Origin of the sequence: Yoonia sp. (assembly GCF_036007805.1) — a bacterium.
In the GTDB taxonomy this organism is placed as follows: domain Bacteria; phylum Pseudomonadota; class Alphaproteobacteria; order Rhodobacterales; family Rhodobacteraceae; genus Yoonia.
In genome coordinates, this window is record NZ_DASYOK010000132.1 from 1 (window position 1) to 21,464 (window position 21,464).

The 21,464-nt window shown below is 58.6% G+C and carries 23 protein-coding genes and 1 pseudogene; 3 read left to right on the forward strand and 21 right to left on the reverse strand.

Features of this window, described 5'->3' with window-relative positions; genetic code table 11:
* The 9 genes and pseudogenes from VGP75_RS07300 to ftsW form a co-directional block, all read right to left on the reverse strand.
* Positions 1-311 (reverse strand): annotated as a pseudogene (locus VGP75_RS07300) (D-alanine--D-alanine ligase); the annotation flags it as partial.
* Between the two features lie 81 nt (positions 312-392).
* Complete coding sequence (murB, locus tag VGP75_RS07305) at positions 393-1,331, reverse strand: UDP-N-acetylmuramate dehydrogenase (RefSeq protein ID WP_327543025.1); 939 nt, start codon at positions 1,329-1,331, stop codon at positions 393-395.
* Complete coding sequence (locus tag VGP75_RS07310) at positions 1,315-1,614, reverse strand: hypothetical protein (protein WP_327543026.1); 300 nt, start codon at positions 1,612-1,614, stop codon at positions 1,315-1,317. The genes murB and VGP75_RS07310 overlap by 17 nt, the downstream gene beginning before the upstream one ends.
* A complete protein-coding gene (locus VGP75_RS07315; protein ID WP_327543027.1) occupies positions 1,611-1,955 on the reverse strand; it encodes a hypothetical protein in 345 nt (114 codons plus the stop codon). The genes VGP75_RS07310 and VGP75_RS07315 overlap by 4 nt, the downstream gene beginning before the upstream one ends.
* A 108-nt stretch (positions 1,956-2,063) precedes the next feature.
* On the reverse strand, positions 2,064-2,351 hold the full coding sequence (locus tag VGP75_RS07320) for a UDP-N-acetylmuramate--alanine ligase (RefSeq protein WP_327543028.1): 288 nt from the start codon (positions 2,349-2,351) through the stop codon (positions 2,064-2,066).
* Between the two features lies 1 nt (position 2,352).
* Entirely contained in the window at positions 2,353-2,637 is a 285-nt protein-coding gene (locus tag VGP75_RS07325; protein ID WP_327543029.1) for a DUF2484 family protein, read from the reverse strand.
* Positions 2,601-3,998, reverse strand: a complete 1,398-nt coding sequence (gene murC / locus VGP75_RS07330) for a UDP-N-acetylmuramate--L-alanine ligase (protein ID WP_327543030.1) — start codon at positions 3,996-3,998, stop codon at positions 2,601-2,603. Before murC ends, VGP75_RS07325 begins: the two co-directional genes overlap by 37 nt.
* A 17-nt stretch (positions 3,999-4,015) precedes the next feature.
* Positions 4,016-5,113, reverse strand: coding sequence for a UDP-N-acetylglucosamine--N-acetylmuramyl-(pentapeptide) pyrophosphoryl-undecaprenol N-acetylglucosamine transferase (locus VGP75_RS07335; protein ID WP_327543046.1), 1,098 nt, complete (start codon positions 5,111-5,113; stop codon positions 4,016-4,018).
* On the reverse strand, positions 5,110-6,279 hold the full coding sequence (gene ftsW / locus VGP75_RS07340; protein ID WP_327543031.1) for a putative lipid II flippase FtsW: 1,170 nt from the start codon (positions 6,277-6,279) through the stop codon (positions 5,110-5,112). The genes VGP75_RS07335 and ftsW overlap by 4 nt, the downstream gene beginning before the upstream one ends.
* Positions 6,280-6,464: 185 nt before the next feature.
* Here ftsW and VGP75_RS07345 point away from each other — a divergent pair, with 185 nt between their 5' ends.
* Positions 6,465-7,643 (forward strand): BaiN/RdsA family NAD(P)/FAD-dependent oxidoreductase, encoded by a 1,179-nt coding sequence (locus VGP75_RS07345; RefSeq protein WP_327543032.1) that lies wholly within the window; start codon positions 6,465-6,467, stop codon positions 7,641-7,643.
* A gap of 18 nt (positions 7,644-7,661) precedes the next feature.
* Here the strand turns inward: VGP75_RS07345 and murD are convergent, their stop codons facing one another.
* The 10 genes from murD to VGP75_RS07395 form a co-directional block, all read right to left on the reverse strand.
* Positions 7,662-9,062, reverse strand: coding sequence for a UDP-N-acetylmuramoyl-L-alanine--D-glutamate ligase (murD, locus tag VGP75_RS07350; RefSeq protein ID WP_327543033.1), 1,401 nt, complete (start codon positions 9,060-9,062; stop codon positions 7,662-7,664).
* Positions 9,062-10,144 (reverse strand): phospho-N-acetylmuramoyl-pentapeptide-transferase, encoded by a 1,083-nt coding sequence (mraY, locus tag VGP75_RS07355; RefSeq protein WP_327543034.1) that lies wholly within the window; start codon positions 10,142-10,144, stop codon positions 9,062-9,064. Before mraY ends, murD begins: the two co-directional genes overlap by 1 nt.
* Before the next feature lie 18 nt (positions 10,145-10,162).
* Positions 10,163-11,587, reverse strand: coding sequence for a UDP-N-acetylmuramoyl-tripeptide--D-alanyl-D-alanine ligase (locus VGP75_RS07360; protein WP_327543035.1), 1,425 nt, complete (start codon positions 11,585-11,587; stop codon positions 10,163-10,165).
* Positions 11,584-13,071, reverse strand: a complete 1,488-nt coding sequence (locus VGP75_RS07365; RefSeq protein WP_327543036.1) for a UDP-N-acetylmuramoyl-L-alanyl-D-glutamate--2,6-diaminopimelate ligase — start codon at positions 13,069-13,071, stop codon at positions 11,584-11,586. The genes VGP75_RS07360 and VGP75_RS07365 overlap by 4 nt, the downstream gene beginning before the upstream one ends.
* A 13-nt stretch (positions 13,072-13,084) precedes the next feature.
* Positions 13,085-14,869, reverse strand: a complete 1,785-nt coding sequence (locus VGP75_RS07370) for a peptidoglycan D,D-transpeptidase FtsI family protein (RefSeq protein WP_327543037.1) — start codon at positions 14,867-14,869, stop codon at positions 13,085-13,087.
* A complete protein-coding gene (gene ftsL, locus VGP75_RS07375) occupies positions 14,866-15,225 on the reverse strand; it encodes a cell division protein FtsL (RefSeq protein WP_327543038.1) in 360 nt (119 codons plus the stop codon). The genes VGP75_RS07370 and ftsL overlap by 4 nt, the downstream gene beginning before the upstream one ends.
* Positions 15,226-16,206, reverse strand: a complete 981-nt coding sequence (gene rsmH, locus VGP75_RS07380) for a 16S rRNA (cytosine(1402)-N(4))-methyltransferase RsmH (RefSeq protein WP_327543039.1) — start codon at positions 16,204-16,206, stop codon at positions 15,226-15,228.
* A gap of 3 nt (positions 16,207-16,209) precedes the next feature.
* On the reverse strand, positions 16,210-16,719 hold the full coding sequence (locus VGP75_RS07385) for a division/cell wall cluster transcriptional repressor MraZ (RefSeq protein WP_327543040.1): 510 nt from the start codon (positions 16,717-16,719) through the stop codon (positions 16,210-16,212).
* A gap of 626 nt (positions 16,720-17,345) precedes the next feature.
* On the reverse strand, positions 17,346-17,840 hold the full coding sequence (locus tag VGP75_RS07390) for a GNAT family N-acetyltransferase (protein WP_327543041.1): 495 nt from the start codon (positions 17,838-17,840) through the stop codon (positions 17,346-17,348).
* On the reverse strand, positions 17,840-18,913 hold the full coding sequence (locus VGP75_RS07395) for an Mrp/NBP35 family ATP-binding protein (RefSeq protein WP_327543042.1): 1,074 nt from the start codon (positions 18,911-18,913) through the stop codon (positions 17,840-17,842). The genes VGP75_RS07390 and VGP75_RS07395 overlap by 1 nt, the downstream gene beginning before the upstream one ends.
* Positions 18,914-19,161: 248 nt before the next feature.
* Between VGP75_RS07395 and VGP75_RS07400 the strand changes: the two genes are divergently transcribed.
* Positions 19,162-19,377: a DUF1127 domain-containing protein gene (locus VGP75_RS07400; protein ID WP_327543043.1), complete on the forward strand. Its 216-nt coding sequence runs from the start codon at positions 19,162-19,164 to the stop codon at positions 19,375-19,377.
* Positions 19,378-19,694: 317 nt separating this feature from the next.
* On the opposite strand, the gene VGP75_RS07405 is transcribed toward VGP75_RS07400, so the two are convergent.
* The gene (locus tag VGP75_RS07405) at positions 19,695-20,147 is read right to left on the reverse strand and encodes an Lrp/AsnC family transcriptional regulator (RefSeq protein ID WP_327543044.1); all 453 of its coding nucleotides are present in this window, start codon (positions 20,145-20,147) and stop codon (positions 19,695-19,697) included.
* A gap of 72 nt (positions 20,148-20,219) precedes the next feature.
* Between VGP75_RS07405 and VGP75_RS07410 the strand changes: the two genes are divergently transcribed.
* Entirely contained in the window at positions 20,220-20,819 is a 600-nt protein-coding gene (locus VGP75_RS07410; RefSeq protein WP_327543045.1) for a LysE family translocator, read from the forward strand.
* On the opposite strand, the gene ureG is transcribed toward VGP75_RS07410, so the two are convergent.
* Positions 20,803-21,426, reverse strand: a complete 624-nt coding sequence (gene ureG / locus VGP75_RS07415; RefSeq protein ID WP_327543047.1) for an urease accessory protein UreG — start codon at positions 21,424-21,426, stop codon at positions 20,803-20,805. The two genes, VGP75_RS07410 and ureG, sit on opposite strands and share 17 nt — an antisense overlap.
* Between the last annotated feature and the right edge of the window lie 38 nt (positions 21,427-21,464).

The window sequence follows — 21,464 nt, forward strand, 5'->3', positions numbered from 1 at the left end:
GTGCGCTGCTTATCCAGTGTCAGTGCAGAGGCCAGAATGCCCGAATGTGTGTATGGAATTTTCAGCCATTCCAAAACGCCCTGAATAGCGCCGTCCTCGCCCCAGCGCCCGTGGAGCGCATTAAAGACAACATCGGGTGCAATCTCGATCAAACGCGCAGCAACATCGGGGCCGGCATCGACCTCGATCACGTCACATTCTGCTTCCCGCAAAGCTGCTGCACATTCACGACCCGAGCTGAGCGACACCTCTCGCTCGGCCGATGGGCCACCCATCAGAACAACAACTCTCGGGTTTGTCCTGCTCGACATACCCTACCGCCTTAAACGCAGGTCTTTTGCGACCTGTCATATTGATTTGATCCTTGCCTCGGATCGTGACCTTTTGGCCAGTTATTTTGCGGAGGTTTCATCGAAGCGACGACCGACCCGCATAATTTCCCATTGTAGCTTGATCCCTCGGGAATCGTAAACCTTTTTCCGCACCAACTCGCCTAAATCCTCAAGGTCGGCGGCGGTCGCATCACCTGCGTTCGTCAGAAAGTTGGAATGCTTGGTATTCATGACGGCTCCGCCCAATTGCGCGCCACGCATCCCCGCGTCATCAATCACTTTCCAGGCCTTCAGATCATGTACGTCATCAGCCTGCCCCGTTGAAGAAAAACCGGCTGGATTGCGGAACGTAGACCCCGCTGTACGGTCCTTGGTCGGTTGGGTCTCGTCGCGTTTGGCCAGTTGCTCTGTCATCCGCTGATGCAGATCCGCAGGTGCGGCTTTGGGCGGTGCCAGCGTGGCCGAGACGATCACGGCACCCTCGGGCAGTTCGCTTTGGCGATAGGCAAGTTGCAGCGCATCGGCGGTCAATTCTGCCACTGTCCCGTCGCGCAGCACCAGAGTGACCGCGCGTAGCACATCCGCCATATAGCTGCCATAACAACCGGCATTCATGCACACAGCCCCGCCGATTGTGCCGGGGATCGTGCGCAGGAACGTCAGATCAAGACCGGCATCGGCGGCCTTGCGCGCCACATGCGCATCAAGCGCCGCCGCCCCTGCGATCACAGTATCATCGCTGATCTCGATCCCGTTAAAGCCGCGCCCCATGCGGATCACCACACCACTGATCCCGCCATCACGGACGATCAAGTTGCTGCCGACGCCCATCGGGAAGACAGGAACCGCAGGATCAAGAGCTGCCAGAAAATCGGACAGATCCTGCATATCGGCAGGCTGAAACAGCACCTCGGCAGGACCGCCCACGCGCATCCACGTCAAATCAGCCAGCGGGCGATTGGCTGTCAATGTGCCCCGCACTTCAGGGAGTCTGATCATCCTCTGCTCTCTCTTGTTTCGCCCTTCCGACCAAGGCACCAACCAGGCCGCCAAGCCCCGAAGGTGCACTGATGCCGATCAGGAGTGCGACATAAAGCAGTCCGTCCCAACTTCCTAGTGCGGCCATGCCAGAAAGCATGCCAACCGTGAAAAGTACCCAGACAATCCAGAAGATCTTGACGGCAGTATATAGGCGGCGCTTGACCAGCCAAAAGGTGCCGAAACCCGTTGCGAGAAAAAAGGAAAAGGGGATAGCATAAGCCATAAAGTTACCAAAAGTCATCGGTTTGTTCCGTTGCCATCAAGTCCCCCGAAAGATGCGGGAACCAGTCTTTGGTCTTTTTGCATCTGATCCGCTCGGCTCCATCCAACAAGGCCGCCAATCAGCCCACCCACTGCCGCCGGTGCACTGACAAAGAGCAGCAGAAGGATGTAAAGCAGCACATCCCATCCTCCGGTGGTGGCCAGCTGATAAAACATGAGCAGGGTAAATCCCGCCCAAAGGACGGTCATCGCGGCCAGTGCCATCTTGCTTCTGCGCAAACCTGCCACAAGGGTCAGACCCAGCGGGATCAAAAAGCTGCCACACCCGATCCCGATCAATGCAATTTCTTCGCTACCCATGATTCTGCCCCAATATTGAACGATGTTCATTTTTCTAAACTGAAAGTGAACAATGTTCAATATTTATTTGCAGTGCCTTTGCAAATTCAATGATCGTCGTCATGAAATCTAGATCCGACGGTCGTCCTGACGTCGTAGCAACCAGCCTAGTAGCGCCCCGGCCAAAGAGCCCAGAAGCGCAGGGACGCAGGCCAGCATCGCAACACTCATGGCAAGCACAGGATCAACACCAAAAGGACGACCGCTCGCGTAGATCGCAATAACCAGAACGGCACCGATGGCCGACGCGATACTGAGTGATAGGCCGGACTGTCCGGCGCGCATGAGCTTGGTCAGCGCCGCGAAAGGGATCACCGCGCAGAGCAGCATAAGGAGAAAAATCCATAGATCCGTCATCTTACGACCTCGCGATATTGTTCTTGATCCAGCGCCACAAATAATAGACCGGCCAGCGCAGAACGAGACCGCCAATCACCAATCCCAGCAATCCAATGACAAGCCCGTGCTGGATCGTGATCCAAACCAGAAGCGGCACACCGATTGCCAGCAGCACATAGGCCCGCCGCCAATGATTGTCGTTTGAGGGAAATGCCGACATGGCAAACGCCAGAACCACCCAAAGCCCGATCAGAATGACCGGGTCTGTCACGCGTTCAGGCGCGCGGGCAATGCGTTCGCCCAAGTGCTGATCGTCCCTGCCCCGAGGCAGACGACCATATCCCCCGGACCCGCCTGTTCACGCACCAACCGTTCCAGATCGTCCTCGCTTTCCACCACGCGGGCGTGACGATGGCCGTGGCGGATCAGACCCGCCACAAGATCACGGTGGCTGGCCCCTTCGATGGGGGCTTCGCCTGCAGAGAAAACTTCGGCGATCCCAACAACATCGGCGTCGTTGAAACAGGCGCAGAACTCGTCAAAGTGATGCGACAGACGGGTGAAACGGTGCGGCTGATGCACAGCAATGACACGGCCATCTGTTGCCTGACGCGCGGCCTTCAACACAGCGGCGATTTCAACTGGGTGATGACCGTAGTCATCAATGATTGTGACGCCGTTCACTTCACCGACTTTGGTAAAGCGGCGGTTCACGCCCTTGAACCCTTTCAAGGCCGCACGAATTTCCTCTTTTTTCATGCCCAAATGGCGCGCGACTGCCACCGCAGACAATGCGTTCGAGACATTATGGTCCCCCGGCATCGGCAGTTCGCAATCCTCGATCAGCGCACCTTCGGCCTGCAGCGCGATATCGAAATGTGCAACACCTGCTTTGTATGTCAGGTTCACCGCACGGATATCGGCCTGTGCGTTAAAGCCGTAGGTGATGACGCGCCGGTCCGTGATCTTGCCAACAAGCGATTGCACATCGGAATCGTCCGTGCAGCATACCGCCAGCCCATAGAACGGAATATTTGACACGAAATCGTAAAAGCCTTTGTGCAGCGCCTCTTCGGTTCCCCAATGCTCCATATGTTCGGGGTCGATATTGGTGACAATTGCGATGGTCGCGGGCAAACGGTTGAATGTGCCGTCACTCTCGTCGGCCTCAACCACCATCCACTCGCCCTGCCCCATACGCGCGTTCGAGCCGTAAGCATGGATAATGCCACCGTTGATGACAGTCGGATCAATCCCGCCCTCATCCAAGAGTGCCGCAACCATGGTGGTCGTTGTCGTCTTGCCGTGGGTCCCGGCAACCGCAACGTTCGATTTCAGACGCATCAGTTCGGCCAGCATTTCCGCACGACGCACAACAGGCAGACCTTTGGCGCGGGCCTCATCCAGCTCGGGATTTCCCGGTTTGATGGCAGAGGAAATGACAACCACCTCTGCACCTTCGAGATTTTCAGCGCGCTGGCCCTCAAAGATGATCGCGCCCAGTGACTTAAGGCGGTCGGTAATCTTTGATACCTTCAGATCAGACCCCTGCACCGTATAGCCGTGGTTCAGCAAGACCTCGGCAATGCCGGACATCCCGATCCCGCCAATGCCAACAAAATGGATCGGCCCCACATCAAGTGGCAGTTTGGTTGCAGCGCTCATTACAGGGTTCCCATCCATTACTTCTTGCCCGCCTCTGCCAGATTTTCAACCAATTGTACAAGCCGCGTCGTGGCGTCCGGCACACCACAAGCCAAGGCCTTTTGGGCCATTTGCAGCATGCCCTTCTCATCGGACAGCAGCTCGGTCAGCTTGGCCGTCAAAGCCGCCACTTCGAATTCGGCCTCAGGCATCAGCACGGCCGCCCCCGCCTCGACAAGCTGGCGCGCGTTTGCAGTTTGCTCATCCCGGATCGCACCGGCGTAGGGCACCCAGATCGCTGGGCGGCCAATGATGCTGACATCCGCAACGGTCGAGGCCCCCGAACGGGATATCACCAGTTGCGCATCCGCCATGCGGCGCGGCACGTCATCAAAAAATGTCTGGACCTGCGCTGAAATCAACTCGGCCTCATAATAGGCCGTGACGCGCTCAAGATCCTCGGGGCGAGCCTGATGGCTGACGCGGATGTTGCGGCGGATGTGTTCCGGCAAGGCTGCGATTGCGGGGGGCACGATATCGGACATGATCCGCGCGCCCTGCGAGCCACCCATCACAAGGATCGACATGGGGTAATCACCCGGCGGAATATAGGGCGAACCTGCATGTTCCAAAATTGCCGCCCGCACGGGATTTCCCGTATGCACACCCTCCACCGCACCCGGTAAATCGGTGGGCCAAGTGCCACAGGCAATCTGGTTTACCCGCTTGGCAAATAGCTGGTTCACGCGGCCAAGAACGCCATTTTGTTCATGGATCATGCGCGGAACGCGCAGCGCCCATGCGGCAGCCATTGCAGGGATCGCAGGGTAGCCGCCAAAGCCGACCACAACAGCGGGCCGGTCCCGGAGCATCCGCCATTTGGCCCCAGCGATGCCTGCCATAATCCGGAACGGCACCAAAAGCTTTTGCACGATCCCGCCACGGGCAAAGGTCGCACTGCCGACGACATTGACCTTGACCGCGTCAGGGAAACCACCCGTGTATCGCGCCCCTCGCGCATCCGTGGAAAGATGCACACGCCAGCCCTTCTCGAGCATTGCCTCGGCCAAGGCCTGTGCGGGAAACATATGCCCGCCCGTACCACCGGCGGCGATGATCAGTAAAGGTGCCATCAGCGGTTTGCCCTGCGCATCAGGATATCGGCCATCTCGCCTTGCGGCCGACTGCGTGTGAACGCCAAAAGCATCCCGACAGCGATCCCGCCCGCGATTAGTGACGAACCACCATATGAGACGAAAGGCAGGGTCATCCCTTTGGCGGGCAACAGGCGCACGGCAACGCCCATATTAATCATCGCCTGCACCCCGAAGATACAAACCAGACCTGTGCCTGCAAGACGGATAAACACGTCACGTTCTCTCATCAGGCGCAGCAAAGAGCGCACGACAATCACAGCATAAAGGGCAATAATCACCAACACGCAGATCAGTCCGTATTCCTCGGCGGCAACCGCGATAATGAAATCGGTATGCGCATCAGGCAGAGACCATTTCACTTGGCCCTCGCCCACGCCCACGCCGAAAAAACCCCCTTCACGGATCGCGTTTGTCGCATAACCCAACTGCGTTGTCGGATCGAGATCGGGCGACAGGAACCCGTCAATCCGGCGGGCGAAATGCTCGGAATAGGTATACGCGATCATTCCGCCAAAAACGACCAGACCGGCCAGAATGATCAGAAAAAACATCGACGCACCGGCCACGAAATACATCACCCCCCAGGCAAAGAGGATCAAAGCGGCCTGCCCGAAATCGGGTTGCAGTGCCAGCATCAGAACGATCATGATCGTCAGCACAAAGGAATAGGCCTTACCGGGCGGTCCGCCCAATTGCTGGGACGCCGCCAAAAGCCACGCCGCCATCACTACAAAACCGGGCTTAAGAAACTCGGACGGCTGCACCGAGGCAAAGCCCAGTGAATACCAGCGGGTTGCCCCCTTGCCGAAATCGGTACCAAAGACCGGCAAAAAGGCCAAAGCCACAAAGGCGCACAGGAACCCCAAGACTGCCAGACGCCGCACAAGCGTCGGCGACATCATCGAGACGACAAACATCACGATCATTGCCATGCCGCCAAAAATGGCCTGTCGGGTGACGTAGTGAAACGGCTCAAGCCCGTTTCGGGCAGCCAGCGGCGGCGATGAGGCGAGCCCCAGCAGTAACCCGATCCCAAAAAGGATCAGGATGCAGGACATTGTCCATTTATCAATCGTCCGCCACCACCGGGGCAGAACCGGGTCGCCGGATTGCACCGGGACCGTCCCATAGACCATTTCCGTCATGGATCACCGCTCATTTGCCTGCTTCGCCCGTTTTCCGGGTCTGGGTTCACCTTAACCACCAATTGACTACGATTCCACTGAAAAACCGCACCTGCAACTTTCTATGTCCATTCAAACTTCCGCCGGAGGCATGATCAAATTTTCTGAATTTGATCTCCCGCAGCACTTGCGCCATATGGGCCGGCATGAAGGTAGAAACTCTGATCATCGGCGCAGGTGCCGCAGGCATGATGTGTGCAGCCCACGCAGGGCCCGGCGTGCTCGTTGTCGATCATGCCAAAGCGGCGGGCGAAAAGATCAGGATCTCCGGTGGCGGGCGGTGCAACTTTACCAATCTCTACACAAGCCCGCAGAACTTCATCAGTCAGAACAAACACTTCTGCAAATCTGCCCTCGGGCGCTACACGCAGTGGGATTTCATTGCGCTGGTCGACCAGTACCGGATCGCATGGCACGAAAAAACGCTGGGGCAGCTTTTCTGCGACAATAGCGCTAAAGACATTATCGCGATGCTCCGCGCCGAAATGGACAAGGCGGGCGCGCAGCTTTGGCTTCAAACCGCCGTGGGCGAGATCAGCCATGACGGCAGCGGCTTTCGCGCGACCCTGACCCGTGAGGGACGCAGCCAAACGGTGACTGCGCGCAATCTGGTCGTGGCCTGTGGCGGCAAGTCCATCCCCAAAATGGGCGCAACCGGGCTGGGCTATCAGATCGCGACACAGTTCGGCCTGCCCGTGATCGACCCGCGTCCGGGGCTGGTGCCGCTAACGTTCTCGGACGACAAATTCAAACCACTCGCCGGTGTCGCCAACCCTGCGCGTGTTACGGCCAATGACACCAGCTTCGACGAAGCGATCCTATTTACCCACCGCGGCCTGTCCGGCCCTGCGGTGTTGCAAGCCTCATCCTACTGGCACGAGGGCGAGACGATCAGCGTGAACCTGATCCCCAAGGGCGATCTTCTGGCAGGACTGCAAAGCCATCGCCAAAGCGACGGGCGCAAAGCGCTTGCCACTGTGCTTTCGCAGCACCTGCCCGCGCGTCTGGTGGATTACCTCAGGGCCGAACTGGCGCTTGAGGGGAATATCGCAGATCAAAGTGATGCGAAGCTGACGGCACTTTGCGAGAAATTGGCCGACTGGACCCTGACGCCTGCCGGATCAGAGGGCTATCGCACAGCAGAGGTGACCTTGGGCGGCGTTGATACCGACGCCTTATCGTCCAAGACCATGGGCGCGAAATCGGTGCCAGGATTGTACTTCATCGGCGAATGCGTGGATGTGACCGGCTGGCTGGGCGGCTACAACTTCCAGTGGGCGTGGTCCTCGGGGTGGGCAGCCGGGCAGGCCATTGCCAACCCGTAAGGTGGATTTCAATCCACCTTACCCCACAGCATCTGTGACACAGCGGATGAAATCCTCGCCGCGCCGCTCAAAACTGTCATACTGATCAAACGATGCCGCCGCAGGAGCCAAGAGTACGACTTCTCCGGCCTCGGCATCTGCCGCGGCCTGAGCAACCGCAATGGCCATCGTGCCGCATACCTCTGCATCTGTTCCGGTCAACTGGCGTGCAAAGCCCTCTGCCTCGCGCCCGATGACATAGGCTTTACTGACGTGGCCCAGATATGGCAGCAGCCCGTCAAGCCCGCCCTCTTTCTGCAAGCCACCGCAAATCCAGCGGATCTTCGGGAAAGCAGCCAGCGCCTTGGCGGCACTATCCACGTTCGTCGCTTTGCTGTCATTTACAAAGGTGACGCCATCTTTCACCGCAACCACCTGACTGCGATGCGGCAATCCGGGATAGCTTTGCATCGCAGCTTCGATCCCCTTGGGACCCAACCCCAAAGTCCGGCACGCCGCATAGGCCGCACAGGCATTTTGATGGTTATGCGCGCCCGGTAATCCCGCAATCGCGCGCAAATCGATCGACCCGACCTGCCGCCCTTTGCGGTGCTCGGCCAGAAACCCCTTGCGCGCAAAGACATTCCAGCCCTCACCCGTCAGCTTCTGGCCCGAGGAAATCCGGATCACCCGGTCATCCCCTGGTCCTTCGCTGAGCTGATTGGCCATGTAGCGCCCTTCGACCTCATCCACACCGATAATCGCGCGATCCGGCCCGCCTTCGGCAAAAAGGCGGCGTTTAGCGGCAAAGTACCCGCCCGGTCCGGCATGGCGGTCCAGATGATCGGGGCTGAGGTTCGTGAAAACCGCCACATCAGGTGTCAGGCTGCGCGCCAGATCGGTCTGGTATGAGGAGAGTTCCAGCACCACCACTTCGCCATCATGAGCAGGTTCGATATCGAGAACACCGCGCCCGATATTGCCCGCCAATTGGGCGGGGCGGCCGTTTTCGACCAGAATATGGTGGATCAATGCCGAGGTCGTTGATTTCCCGTTCGACCCTGTCACGGCAATCACACGCGGCATGGTGTCGAAATCTTCCCACTCTTCGGTCGCAAAGGACCGAAAGAACAAGCCGATGTCGTTATCCACCGGCACTTCGGCATCCCAAGCGGCTGCGATTACTGGGTTTGGCGTCGGGTAAAGATGCGGAATGCCGGGGCTGACAACCAGCAAGGAAACGCCTTCAAAAGCATGCGGTTTGGTCAGGTCACGCAGATCAAAGCCGGCATCTTCTGCCGCATCGCGGGCCACAAGGCTGTCATCCCAGACAACCGGGTGCGCGCCGCCGTCCTGCAACGCCGCGGCTGTCGCGCGCCCTGATCGGCCCAGCCCCAAAACAGCCACAGTCTGGCCTGCATATCCCTGAACCGGTATCATTACCGCACCTTCAGCGTCGCAAGGCCGATCATCGCGAGGATTAGCGAGATGATCCAGAACCTGATCACAATCTGAGGCTCGGCCCAGCCTTTCTTCTCGTAGTGATGGTGGATCGGGGCCATCAGGAACACGCGCTTTCCGGTGCGCTTGAAATACAGCACCTGAATGATGACCGACAGCGCCTCGACCACAAAAAGCCCGCCGACAACTGCCAGCACAATCTCGTGCTTGGTGGCCACAGCAATCGCGCCCAGCGCACCGCCCAAGGCAAGCGAGCCTGTATCGCCCATAAACACGGCTGCGGGTGGCGCGTTATACCACAAAAAGCCCAAACCGCCTCCGATCAGACCCATGGTAAAGATCAGGATCTCACCGGTTTGCGGCACATAATGCACATCCAGATATTCGGTAAAATCCGTGCGCCCCACGGCATAAGCAATCACACCAAAGGTACCCGCCGCAATCATCACCGGCATGATCGCCAAACCATCAAGACCGTCCGTGAGGTTCACTGCATTGGCCGCCCCGACAATCACGACAATCGCGAAGGGAATAAACAGGATGCCAAGATTGATCAGCGTATCTTTGAAAATGGGCAGTGCCAGTTGGTTGGTCAGATCATCGGGATGATAGGCAGCCGCCCAATACCCCGCGATTCCCGCGATCAGAATTCCCATCAAAATCCGCACCTTACCCGACACGCCAGAGGTATTCTGCTTGGACACCTTTGCATAATCATCGGCAAAACCGATGGCCGCAAAAGACAGCGTCACAAACAAGACCATCCAGACAAACGGGTTATCCAGCCGCGCCCAAAGCAGTGTCGAGAATGTCAGCGCTCCCACGATCAGCAAGCCACCCATCGTGGGCGTCCCTACCTTTGCAAAATGGCCTTCGGGGCCATCATCACGGATCGGCTGGCCCTTGCCCTGCTTGCGCCGCAGCACATTGATCAAAGGGGGGCCAAAGATAAAGCCAAACAGCAGCGCCGTCATGAACGCCCCACCTGCACGGAAAGTAATGTAGCGGAACAGGTTGAAAAAATCGCCGCCGTCGGAAAGTGCCGTAAGCCAATAGAGCATTTTGATACCTTAATCTTGTTACAGGCGGCGATGCCCCAGTTTTCGTATGGCGTCAACAATCAGGCTGACTTTGCTACCCTTTGAGCCCTTGACCAGCACAACATCGCCGGCATCCACCAGTTGCGACGCTTGCGGAACAAGTTCTGCCGCCGTTTCGGCCCAGCGGCCCCGTTGTTCTTCCGGCAGCTCCTCCCAGAGGTGGCGCATCAAGGGACCCGCGCAATGGATCAGGTCAAGCGACTTCAGGTGTTCGTTTTGCGCCATGTCGCGGTGCATTGCGATTTCGGCGGTGCCCAGTTCCAGCATATCACCCAAGATCGCCACACGCCGGCCCTTGATGATCCGTCCCACGTTATCGGAAGGTAAGGATGCCGCGAGCACCTCAAGCGACGCCGCAAGCGATGTGGGATTTGCGTTGAAGGCATCGTCCAGCAATGCGAGGCTTTCGCCATCATTGGCCATATCAGTGACGATTATTTCGCGCGTGCCCCGCCCCGCAGGCGGCACCCAAGCGGCGATATCAAGTGAAGCTGCCACCGGATCGGCCCCGAGCGCCTCGACCACAGCAAGCACACCCACGGCGTTCATCGCAAAGTGGCGGCCTGGAACGGAGAGCTTGAACAGGTAATCCAAGCCACCGCCCGCGGCAGTGATGACGGTGACATCGCCTGCGATGCGCACGTCTTTGACAACCCAGTCGGGGGCGGTCTCACCGAAAAGGACCTGCGTGGCACCGAGTGCCTTGGCGTGCTCCTGCAAAATGTGGCTAGTCTCAATATCCGCGTTTAGGACGGCAATACCGCCCGCCTCCAGCCCGTCCATGATGCAGGCTTTTTCGACCGCAATGCCTGCAAGGCTTTCGAACGAGGCCAGATGCGCCGCTGCCACCGTCGTCACCATCGCCACATGCGGGCGCGCCATTTGCGACAAGGGCGTGATCTCGCCAGGGTTGCTCATCCCGATTTCAATCACGGCATAGTCTGTATCGGCGGGCATCCTTGCCAAGGTCAAAGGCACGCCCCAATGGTTGTTATATGAGGCTTCTGCCGCGTGGCATTTGCCCTGGCGCGCCAGCACAGCGCGCAGCATCTCTTTTGTCGATGTCTTGCCGACAGAGCCTGTGATCGCGACGACTTTCGCAGCCGTGCGCGCACGGGCGGCGCGGCCAATGGCACCCAATGCATCCAGCACATCCGTCACGATCAAAAGTGGCGCGTCGGCGGCCACACCGTCAGGGACATGCGTCACCAAAGCGGCAGCGGCACCTTTCTGCAATGCTTGCGCGACAAAATCATGGCCATCGCGCACATCGGCCAGCGCAACGAAAAGATCACCCTTTTGCAGGGTCCGCGTGTCAATCGAAACGCCTGTCGCTTGCCATGGTTGGGTAGCATTTCCACCCGTCGCCACAACCGCCTCGGCCGAGGTCCAAAGCGGGGTCATACCCAGCCCTCCAAAGCGGCCACGGCCACGCTGGCCTGTTCCACATCGTCAAATGGCAGCACCGTGTCCCCCACGGTCTGGCCTGTTTCGTGGCCCTTGCCCGCAATCAACAACGCATCCCCTGCCCCCAGCATATCAATGCCGCGCAAAATCGCCTCGGCGCGGTCACCCACTTCGCTGATGCTTTGCGTGCCGCCTGCGTTCAGTGCGCCCGCCATCACGGCAGACCGGATCGCTGCGGGGTCCTCAGAGCGCGGATTGTCATCGGTCACAATCACCGTATCCGCATTGCGCGCCGCTGCCGCCCCCATCAAAGGCCGCTTGCCCACATCGCGGTCACCACCTGCGCCGATAATGACAACGATCCGCCCCATCACATGAGGGCGCATCGCCTTCAGCGCGGTTTCAATCGCGTCGGGCGTATGGGCGTAATCAACAAATACCGCAGCACCGCTTGCCCGTGTCGCCGCAAGCTCCATCCGGCCCCGCACGGTCGTCAGATATTGCAGCGTGTCAAAGACATCCGCCGGATCAGCGCCTGCCGCGATCACCAAAGCGGCGGCCAGCAAGACATTGTCAGCCTGAAATCCGCCGAGCAGTTCCAGCCGCGTCTGGCGTGCGCGGCCTTGCCATTCAAACAGCAGGTCCTGTCCCGTGGCATCAAAGCGCTGTCCGGTCAGGCGCAGGCGCGCATCGGGGTGGCGGCCTACGCCGATCACCTCCTGGCCGCGGGCGGTGCAGATTGCTGCAACCTCGGGGCCTTTGGGATCGTCCAGATTGATCACTGCGACACCGTCCTCGGAGAGGACCCGACGAAACAGGCCCATCTTGGCGTCGAAATAGGCCTCGAAGGTTTCATGATAATCGAGGTGGTCCTGACTGAAGTTCGAAAAACCGGCGGCGGCCAAAATCACGCCATCCAGCCTGCGCTGATCCAACCCGTGCGATGAGGCCTCCATCGCCACATGGGTGATACCGTTTTTTGCCGCCTCGGCCAGCACACGGTGCAGCGTGATCGGTTCAGGCGTTGTGTGTTTCAGCGGGTGGTTCCACGCGCCCTCAACCCCGGTTGTTCCAAGGTTCACGCCGGGCAGGTCCAGTTCTTCCCAGATTTGGCGGCAAAATGTGGTCACCGATGTCTTGCCATTGGTGCCGGTGACAGCAACAACCGTGGCGGGATGTGCCCCAAACCAAAGTGACGCCGCTTGCGCAAGCGTCGCGCGCGGGTCTTGCGCCACGATCAGTGCAACATCCGCGCCAGCCAGCTCATTGGCCGCAATCTCGGCGCCTTGCGCATCGGTCAGGATCGCTCCGGCCTTCATGCGCAATGCGTACTGGATGAATTCGCCACCATGCACGCGCGCGCCCGGCAATGCAGCAAAGAGATAGCCCGGCTTTACCTCGCGGCTATCCACAGCCAGCCCGGTGATTTGCGCTTCAGCGCCACCGCGTGCTGTCAGCCCAAGTTCCGCCAGTGATTTCATTGCCCGCCCTCGATCAGTTTGAGGTCAGTGTTACACCGACCGGCTCAGGCCTGTCCACTTGTGGTCGGAGCCCCAAAAGAGGTGCAGTCCGCCGGATCATTTCAGCCGCAACCGGCACGGCGGTCCAGCCTGCAGTGCGGCGCGGCTCTACACCTGAATTCTCGGATGGTTCATCCAGCGTAACAATCAGAACATATTGCGGATCATTGGCGGGAAAGATCGACGCAAAGGTCGAGATGACCTTGTCATCATAGTATCCGCCACCTGCAGCACGCGGCTTGTCGGCAGTTCCCGTTTTGCCACCTACCGCATAGCCTTCCACCTCCCCGAAAGACGCTGTCCCGCGCGTCACGACCTGCCGCAGCATGCTGCGCGACGCCGCACTCACGGCCTCGGACACAACCCGCGGCCCTTGCTCTGGTGTGGTCTGGCGCAGCAAGGTCGGCGTCACCCGCGTGCCACCGTTCAAGAGCGACGCATAACCCGCCGCCAGATGGACCGGCGAAGAGGACAGACCGTGACCATAAGAAACAGTCATCGTCGAAATCTCGGACCAGTTGGCCGGCAGCAAGGGGCGACCGGTTGGGGCCTCGATCATTTCCAATGGTGTCGGTTCCAAAAAGCCAAGCGAGTCCAGAAATGCGCGCTGGCGCTCGGCACCGATCTGCATGGCGATCCGCGCAGTCCCGATGTTCGAGCTATCCACAATCACGTCCGTGGTGCTGAGCTCCGGACCATAGTCACGGAAATCACGAATCCGGAACCGGCCCCATGTCAGCGGGCCTTGCGTGTCGATCATCGTATTGGCATTCACAAGGCCAAGCTCCATCGCTTGGGCGGTGGTGAAGATCTTGAAAACCGAGCCAAGCTCGTAAACGCCTTGTACGGCGCGGTTAAACAGGGGGCTGTCCGATTGATCGCCTGTTGTCAGGACGCGCGGGCGGTTGTTGGGATCAAAGTCAGGCAATGAGACCATCGAAATGATCTCGCCGGTGTGGATATCCATCAAGACCGAAGCGGCACCTTTGGCATTCATGATCGACATGCCACCTGCGAGCACCTGCTCGGCCGCAGCCTGCACTGTCAGATCAAGCGACAACTGCAGCGGTGCGCCTTCATTCGCCGGATCACGCAAATAACTGTCGAATTGGCGTTCAACCCCAGCCACACCGATCACTTCGGCACTGGCGACACCTTCACGGCCATAGCTGGCCCCACCCAGAATATGCGACGCAACGGGACCGTTGGGATAAAGCCGCATTTCACGCGGCCCAAAAAGCAGGCCGGGCGAGCCGATATCATGCACGGCCTGCATCTGCTCGGGGCTGATCTGGCGGCGGATCCAGAGGAAACGGCGGTCGCTCTGGAAATCCTTCAAGAGCTCTGCTTCATCCAGCTCAGGGAAAATCTGCGCCAGTTCTTTGGCCGCATTGGCCGGATCAAGCATATCGCGCGGATGCGCATAGAGTGAGTGCGTTTGCAGGTTGGTCGCCAGAATGCGCCCGTTGCGATCAACAATATCAGAGCGCTGGCCGATAATCGGGTTGCCAACCGCCGAGGCGCGCGGCTCTTCCGGCACAGAAGATGCCAAAGTCCCCATGCGCATACCGATCACACCAAAGGCGCAGAAAAACGCAAGCCCCAGCACCAGCAGACGCCCTTCGGCACGCTGGCGCTGCTTGTCGGCCATCGCCTCATGACGGCGGGCGCGGTTTTCGGCTTCGATCGCGTCGGGATTCTCACCCTTTGCGCGGGCATTAAGGATACGGGCCAGCGGCCGGAGGGGAATGCGGCTCACAGATCGTTCTCCATCGCTTTGAGTTGATCATACGACAGTTCGATCGGGTTGGTGATCGGCAGGATCGGTGGCAGCGGATATATGATCTGGTCCACGGCACCAAAAGCATCAGGCATCAAGGGCAGCAGACCCAAACGATCAAAATTCAGGTCCGCCAGATCAACCAAGCGGTCGGGACGGTTCAGATAGGCCCATTCGGCGCGCAACATGCTGATACGTTCGTGGGCCGCGCCGATTTGCCCATGCAGTTCACGTACTTCGGCGATGGCCGCTTGAGTCTTGTAATTCTCTTGATAGGCCCAAACCGCGAGCCCCATGACGGCCATAGCTGTCAGAACATAAAACAAACCCCGCACTTATCGGCCCCCCTTCTTCTTTTTCATCGGCATCCCCAAGAGCGCCGGATCAATCGCTTCGGCCGGTGCATCTGTGCGGATAGCAACACGTAGCTTGGCCGAACGTGACCGCGGGTTCTCGGCCAGTTCCTGTTCATCCGGCCCGATCGCCTTGCGCTTCTCGATACGCCATGCCGGGGTCACCTGTTCCGTCTCTGGCGCATAGCGGTTGGCGTTGGCCGTATTGCCGGAACGGGCCTGCAAGAACCGTTTGACCATCCGGTCTTCGACGGAATGAAAGGTGACAACCGCCAATTGCCCGCCAGGTTTCAGGGCACGCTCGGCAGCCATCAGGCCTTCGGCCAATTCGCCGTACTCGTTGTTGACCGCAATCCGCAGTGCCTGAAAGGTCCGCGTCGCGGGATGCGACTGGCCAGGTTTCGCGCGCGGCAGACACCCTTCGACAATTTTGGCCAGTTGCAGTGTCGACGTCAGCGGACGCGCTGCGACAATCGCCTTGGCGATCCGCCGGGATGCGCGTTCTTCGCCGTAAAGATAGATGATGTCGGCCAATTCGGCCTCATCGGCGTCATTGCATAGGTCAGCGGCTGATGGCCCATCCTGCGACATCCGCATATCAAGCGGCCCATCACGCATAAAGGAAAAACCGCGCTCGGCCAGATCAAGCTGCATGGAACTGACGCCAAGATCGAGCACGACACCGTCGAGATCAGTGCCATATTCATCCAGTTTCGAAAAAACGCCCGCGACCGTTTCAATCCGGTCGCCATAGTCGGCGATCCAGTCTGCCGCCATCTCGAATGCCAGTGGGTCACGGTCCACACCGATGACTTTATCCGCCCCCGCGGCCAGCAATGCGCGCGTATAGCCGCCGTTGCCAAACGTGCCATCCAACCAGACCCCGGAAACAGGCGAGACCGCTGCAATGAGCGGTCTGATCAGTACGGGGATATGCGGTGATTTTTCAGCGGCAGCAGACATGGCTCATTCATCCAAAAGGATGAGCGGGTCAAAGTCTTCCCCTTGCTCGTCCAGCCAGCCGGTGACAGTCTCGCTCACTTTGCCAAAGACATCCGCTTTCCAGATTTCGAAATAGTCGCCGAGGCCCACAAACGTCAGCTCGCCGTCCGTCAGGCCCAGCTTTTCGCGTTGCTTGAGCGGCATGACAGTGCGCCCGTCTTTATCAATGTCCAGCTTGATCGACTGGCCCAGAACCAGAAGGGACAATTTGTGCTTGCGCGCAGACCCGCGCGGCAAGGCCTTGATCTGGGCGGCCAGCGCGTTGAATTCATCAACGGTATAGCCCTGCAGGTTATTTTTTAGGTGATCTCCGTAAAGCAGATACATGCGGGGGAAAAGGCCTGGGGTCCACTCGGGATCGCCCGCTTCAAGCACACGACGGAAATCAGCGGGGATCGACATGCGCCCCTTACCGTCCACCTTTTGGGTGTGTGTGCCTGTAAAACTCAGAACCACTGTCCCGTGCGTCCTCATCCACCCCCGAAATTTGCCCTAGATGTGAAAACGGCGGATTGATCTGCTGCCACTGATCAATCCGCCGTCTCGTCCCTTAAAGGGAAGTCCGACTGCGCGTGCCACCTGGGGGGATGTCTGCTCGCTCACGCGCCGGATCTAGTTGCGGTAATGGCGAAGCCTGTATGAAACCTGCTTTTGCCGGTTGGGGTTCTTAATTTGCCCCTTTGAAGTCGTGTCCGTCATTACCGTGAAACAGTTGTGGCACCAGTTGCCGCTTCGATCAACAGTTTTTTGGGATTTTATGGTACTACATGGTGTTTCAAGGGTGGGCCACGAACAAGATCTAGGAAAAACCGCAGTCGAATGTCATATTTGTGGTGAACATAACTCCAGAAGGCACAACATATAGTAATGTACTCATATTTTTCCGGTGACACTAAAACTTGCATTTTTTAGAATCCAGAAGCAGCAGTTGATGTTCAAAACGAATGATGGCCCCGATCAGCCCGGATTAAACGCCGAATTCGCATGTAATCTGATTCGTGGAATTAGCAGATTCCATGAAATCCCGATTTGAATCTGGAAAGAGACAGTCGGACTGGGCCTCTACCGGTCTGAAACTGATTTTGGCTGCGGCGCTCTATTCACTCAGGCGCTGCATCAACCAGGCGTTTATGCATGACATAGGCGTCAACAAAGCCCTGCGACGGATGCGCAAAGGCATCTGGGATCGTACCAACCGTGGTAAAACCCAACCGATGCCACAACCGGACAGCGCCGGTATTGCTGGCAAGAACAAAGTTGAACTGCATCGCGTGGTAGCCCAGCGCGCGTGCCGCGTTCTGGCTGTGGACGCACATCTGCGCGGCCAGCCCTTGCCCCCGCGCGGCAGGTGCCACGATGTAACCGCAGTTGCAGATATGCGCGCCACCGCCCGGCTGGTTCGTCTTGATATAGTAGGTACCGATGATCCCGCGGGTGTCCTCGGCCACGAAACAGGCCGCGCCGCCCGTCCAATAACGCAGGGCATCTTCCTTGCTGATTGCGGGATCCACCGCATAGGTATCGCCTGCGCGAAAGACATCATGCAGCAGCGGCCAGATGGCTTCATAATCCGTAGGCCGCACCTTGCGGATCATCAGGCCATGCCACCCTCGATAAAGCGCCGCGCCAAGGCGCGGTAGGCATCGGCCATCGGCCCCTCACCCGCCGCAATCGGTGTCCCACCGTCCCCTGCGAGCCGCGTATCAAGATCAATGGGCAGCGCACCGAGGAACGGTACACCGATCTTTTCGGCCTCGGCAGCAACACCGCCATGGCCAAATATCTGCGATTCATGTCCGCAGTTTGGACAATGGAAGGTCGACATATTCTCGATCAACCCCAGAACTGGTGTGCCAAGGTTGTTGAACATATCGAGCGCCTTGCGCGCATCAATCAACGCCACATCCTGCGGCGTGCTGACGACGATCGCACCTGTCAGCTCGGTCTTTTGGCACAGCGTCAACTGCACATCCCCTGTGCCGGGCGGCAGATCGACGATCAGCACGTCAAGCTCACCCCATTGGACCTGCCCCAACATCTGCTGCAACGCCCCCATCAACATCGGCCCACGCCAGACGACGGCCTTGCCCTCTTCCATCATCAGGCCAATGGACATCATCGTGACGCCATGTGCCTGCAACGGGATGATGGTTTTCCCGTCAGGGCTGCCTGGGCGCTTGTTCACGCCCATCATGCGGGGCTGCGAGGGACCATAGATATCTGCATCCAGCAGGCCCACCCGACGCCCCTCGCGCGCAAGTGCAACCGCAAGATTGGAAGACACCGTAGATTTACCGACCCCGCCCTTGCCTGAACCAATCGCCAGAATGCGATCAACACCGGACACCTTCGCGGGCCCGGCCTGTGGCGTCGGGTGACGCCCGACCTTCAGCGAAGGCGGCGCGGCGGGTTTTGGTGCCGGACCATGTGCCGTGAGAACAACAGAGGCCGTCTCAACCCCGGGCAGGCGGCGCACGATATCTTCCGCTGCGCGGCGGACCCCGTCCATTTTGGCGGCCTCGGCCGGATCGGCCGCTTCAATCACAAACCGCACGGCACCACCCTCAATCGTCAAGGCACGGATCATGTCGCGTGACACGAGATCCGCGCCGCCGGGCAAAGTGAGTCGGGACAGAGCGCCTAAAATTTCATCGCGCGTGATAGCCATTGCAGGACCCTTGTTTCGTTTGTGTTCAAATTCGCGCCAACCTTTGGCAGGTTTATGTCGGAGCGCAAGGCCTCGGGCGCCGATGCTTAATTTTGTGACAGTTTCATAACAATAGGTCAGGAATGCTTATGCATTTACCGCATAGCTGCATTGCAGAAAGATCTATTGTGCAACTGCAGCATCATCATACATCTTGGTCACAACACAGCGGCAGAAGTCGCAGAGCAAACAGACAATAGAGTAGTAACATGACCGTTCGTACCGAAACATTCTTCGCTGGCACTTCTTTGGGTGAGCGTATCGCTTCATTCCGCGCAGAGCTTGCCGTGAGAGCCGCAAAGCGCCGCGTTTACAACCAAACGCTGAGCGAACTGCAAAGCCTTTCTTCGCGTGACCTTGCCGATTTGGGCATGTCGCGCAGCATGATCCAATCCGTCGCCTATGAGGCTGCATACGGAAAGTAATTCACGAATTCAGGTCTGCCGCCTCCTCCCTTTAGGCAGATCTGGACCAAGGCCCATCGCTTCTCCTCCTCCCGAGGCTTTGGGTCAGCAATAAGGTGGCGGCATCCACCTCCTCCCGGGTGCCGCCGCTTTATAAAACCAGTTTCGGAACCGCCCATCCTCCTCCCGGGTGGAACCGATGATACCGCAGGCCGCGCTCACCTCCTCCCGAGCAACGCCAGCGAGGACGCGCCTTGCTTCTTCTCCTCCCGAGACGCAAGGAGGCGCTGATAAATAAAGACGGTCATGTCCACCTCCTCCCGGGCATGGCCGTTTTTTTATGCGCGCATATCTTTCGGCGAGCCCATGACCATATAGCTTGTGATCGACCGCACATGCGGCACTGTTCCCAGCGTATCGGTGTGGAACGCCTTATATGCTGGCAAATCGGCCACCTCGACGCGCAGCATATACTCGAACGCTCCGGCGACATTGTGACACTCTGTTACCTCTTCAGCGCGCGCCATCGCCTGCTCAAAACCGGTTTGCGCCGCTTTGGTATGCTCGGACAGCCCGACCGCGACGTAGACGACATAGGCCCGCCCTGTTTTGTGCGGATCAAGACGCGCGCGGTAGCCTTTGATCACACCGCTGCGTTCCAATTCCTGCACCCGCCGCAGGCAGGCCGATGGTGACAAACCTACCTCTTCTGCCAGTTGCAGATTGCTGATGCGGCCGTCGCGCGACAAGCTGTGCAATATCCTGTCGTTTATTTGATCATGTTTCATCATGGATTGCACATTTACGGTAATAAACCGAATCTTGGCAATTTAATTGTGCCTTTTGCCACGTATTATTGTGCAATGACTTTTGAAATTCTCATCGCGCTGATTGGCTTTGCCTTTGCAAGCTCGGTCACACCCGGGCCGAACAACCTGATGCTCATGGCCTCGGGTGCAAACTACGGGCTGCGGCGCACGGTTCCGCATATGCTGGGGATTTCCATTGGCCACGCCTTTATGGTGGCGATGGTGGGCATCGTGTTGTTGCAGATCTTTACGACCTACCCTGTCCTGAACATTGCCCTCAAAATCCTCAGCGCGACCTACATGCTTTGGCTGTCATGGAAGATCGCCAATGCCGTCCCGCCCGAGGCCAAGGAGGTCACGGGCAAACCGTTCACATTCCTTCAGGCCGCGGCCTTTCAATGGGTCAATCCAAAGGCGTGGTTCATGGCGATCACCGCGATCAGCGCCTATGCGCCACAGGATCGCGGTTTGATTGCAGGGTCTTTGATGGTTGCGGTTGTCTTTGCTGCCGTGAACCTGCCTTCGGTCACAGTCTGGGCGTGGATGGGTGTGCAGGTGCGCCGCTGGCTCGGCACCGCACGGCGATTGCGCGTGTTCAACGTGACGATGGCCGTTCTCTTGGTGGTCTCGCTTTACCCTATGCTGACACACTAAGCCCGCCAACCTCTTTGATGAAATCCACAACGGTATCGACGCCCTTACCATGGCGCAGCGCGCAGAACACAAAAGGCCCGTCACCGCGCATGCGTTTGCTGTCGCGGTCCATCACGTCCAATGACGCGCCCACGTGGGGGGCCAGATCGGTCTTGTTGATCACCAGCAGATCGGACCGCGTGATCGCAGGGCCACCTTTGCGGGGGATTTCCTCACCTGCCGCGACGTCGATCACATAGATCGTCAGGTCCGCCAGTTCGGGGCTGAACGTGGCAGAGAGATTGTCGCCACCGCTTTCGATCAGCACCAGATCGAGCACGGCATGGCGCTTTTGCATCTCGGCCACCGCCGCCAGATTGATCGAGGCATCTTCGCGGATCGCCGTATGCGGGCACCCCCCCGTTTCCACGCCAATCACACGGTCTTGGGGCAGGATTTGCATCCGCATCAGGGCTTCGGCGTCTTCCTGTGTGTAGATATCGTTGGTGATCACACCGATCGAATAGGTGGGATGCAGCGCACGCGCCAATGCTGCCGTCAGCGTTGTCTTGCCTGCCCCGACAGGGCCACCAATACCCACGCGAAGCGGTCCATTCATAGCCGTCATGACCGGAAAATCCTTGGTTGCAGTGTTTCGTGCCGCAT

Coding starts and splice junctions, on each gene's coding strand:
- VGP75_RS07395 (WP_327543042.1), bottom strand. CDS start 18,913: ATGGCTATCACGCGCGATGAAATTTTAGGCGCTCTGTCCCGACTCACT.
- murD (WP_327543033.1), bottom strand. CDS start 9,062: ATGATACCGGTTCAGGGATATGCAGGCCAGACTGTGGCTGTTTTGGGG.
- VGP75_RS07385 (WP_327543040.1), bottom strand. CDS start 16,719: ATGAGGACGCACGGGACAGTGGTTCTGAGTTTTACAGGCACACACACC.
- murB (WP_327543025.1), bottom strand. CDS start 1,331: ATGATCAGACTCCCTGAAGTGCGGGGCACATTGACAGCCAATCGCCCG.
- VGP75_RS07410 (WP_327543045.1), top strand. CDS start 20,220: ATGACTTTTGAAATTCTCATCGCGCTGATTGGCTTTGCCTTTGCAAGC.
- VGP75_RS07390 (WP_327543041.1), bottom strand. CDS start 17,840: ATGATCCGCAAGGTGCGGCCTACGGATTATGAAGCCATCTGGCCGCTG.
- VGP75_RS07405 (WP_327543044.1), bottom strand. CDS start 20,147: ATGATGAAACATGATCAAATAAACGACAGGATATTGCACAGCTTGTCG.
- murC (WP_327543030.1), bottom strand. CDS start 3,998: ATGAGCGCTGCAACCAAACTGCCACTTGATGTGGGGCCGATCCATTTT.
- VGP75_RS07345 (WP_327543032.1), top strand. CDS start 6,465: ATGAAGGTAGAAACTCTGATCATCGGCGCAGGTGCCGCAGGCATGATG.
- VGP75_RS07360 (WP_327543035.1), bottom strand. CDS start 11,587: ATGACCCCGCTTTGGACCTCGGCCGAGGCGGTTGTGGCGACGGGTGGA.
- ftsW (WP_327543031.1), bottom strand. CDS start 6,279: ATGACGGAAATGGTCTATGGGACGGTCCCGGTGCAATCCGGCGACCCG.
- VGP75_RS07365 (WP_327543036.1), bottom strand. CDS start 13,071: ATGAAATCACTGGCGGAACTTGGGCTGACAGCACGCGGTGGCGCTGAA.
- VGP75_RS07320 (WP_327543028.1), bottom strand. CDS start 2,351: ATGACGGATCTATGGATTTTTCTCCTTATGCTGCTCTGCGCGGTGATC.
- VGP75_RS07310 (WP_327543026.1), bottom strand. CDS start 1,614: ATGACTTTTGGTAACTTTATGGCTTATGCTATCCCCTTTTCCTTTTTT.
- mraY (WP_327543034.1), bottom strand. CDS start 10,144: ATGCTCTATTGGCTTACGGCACTTTCCGACGGCGGCGATTTTTTCAAC.
- ureG (WP_327543047.1), bottom strand. CDS start 21,426: ATGACGGCTATGAATGGACCGCTTCGCGTGGGTATTGGTGGCCCTGTC.
- rsmH (WP_327543039.1), bottom strand. CDS start 16,206: ATGTCTGCTGCCGCTGAAAAATCACCGCATATCCCCGTACTGATCAGA.
- VGP75_RS07400 (WP_327543043.1), top strand. CDS start 19,162: ATGACCGTTCGTACCGAAACATTCTTCGCTGGCACTTCTTTGGGTGAG.
- VGP75_RS07315 (WP_327543027.1), bottom strand. CDS start 1,955: ATGGGTAGCGAAGAAATTGCATTGATCGGGATCGGGTGTGGCAGCTTT.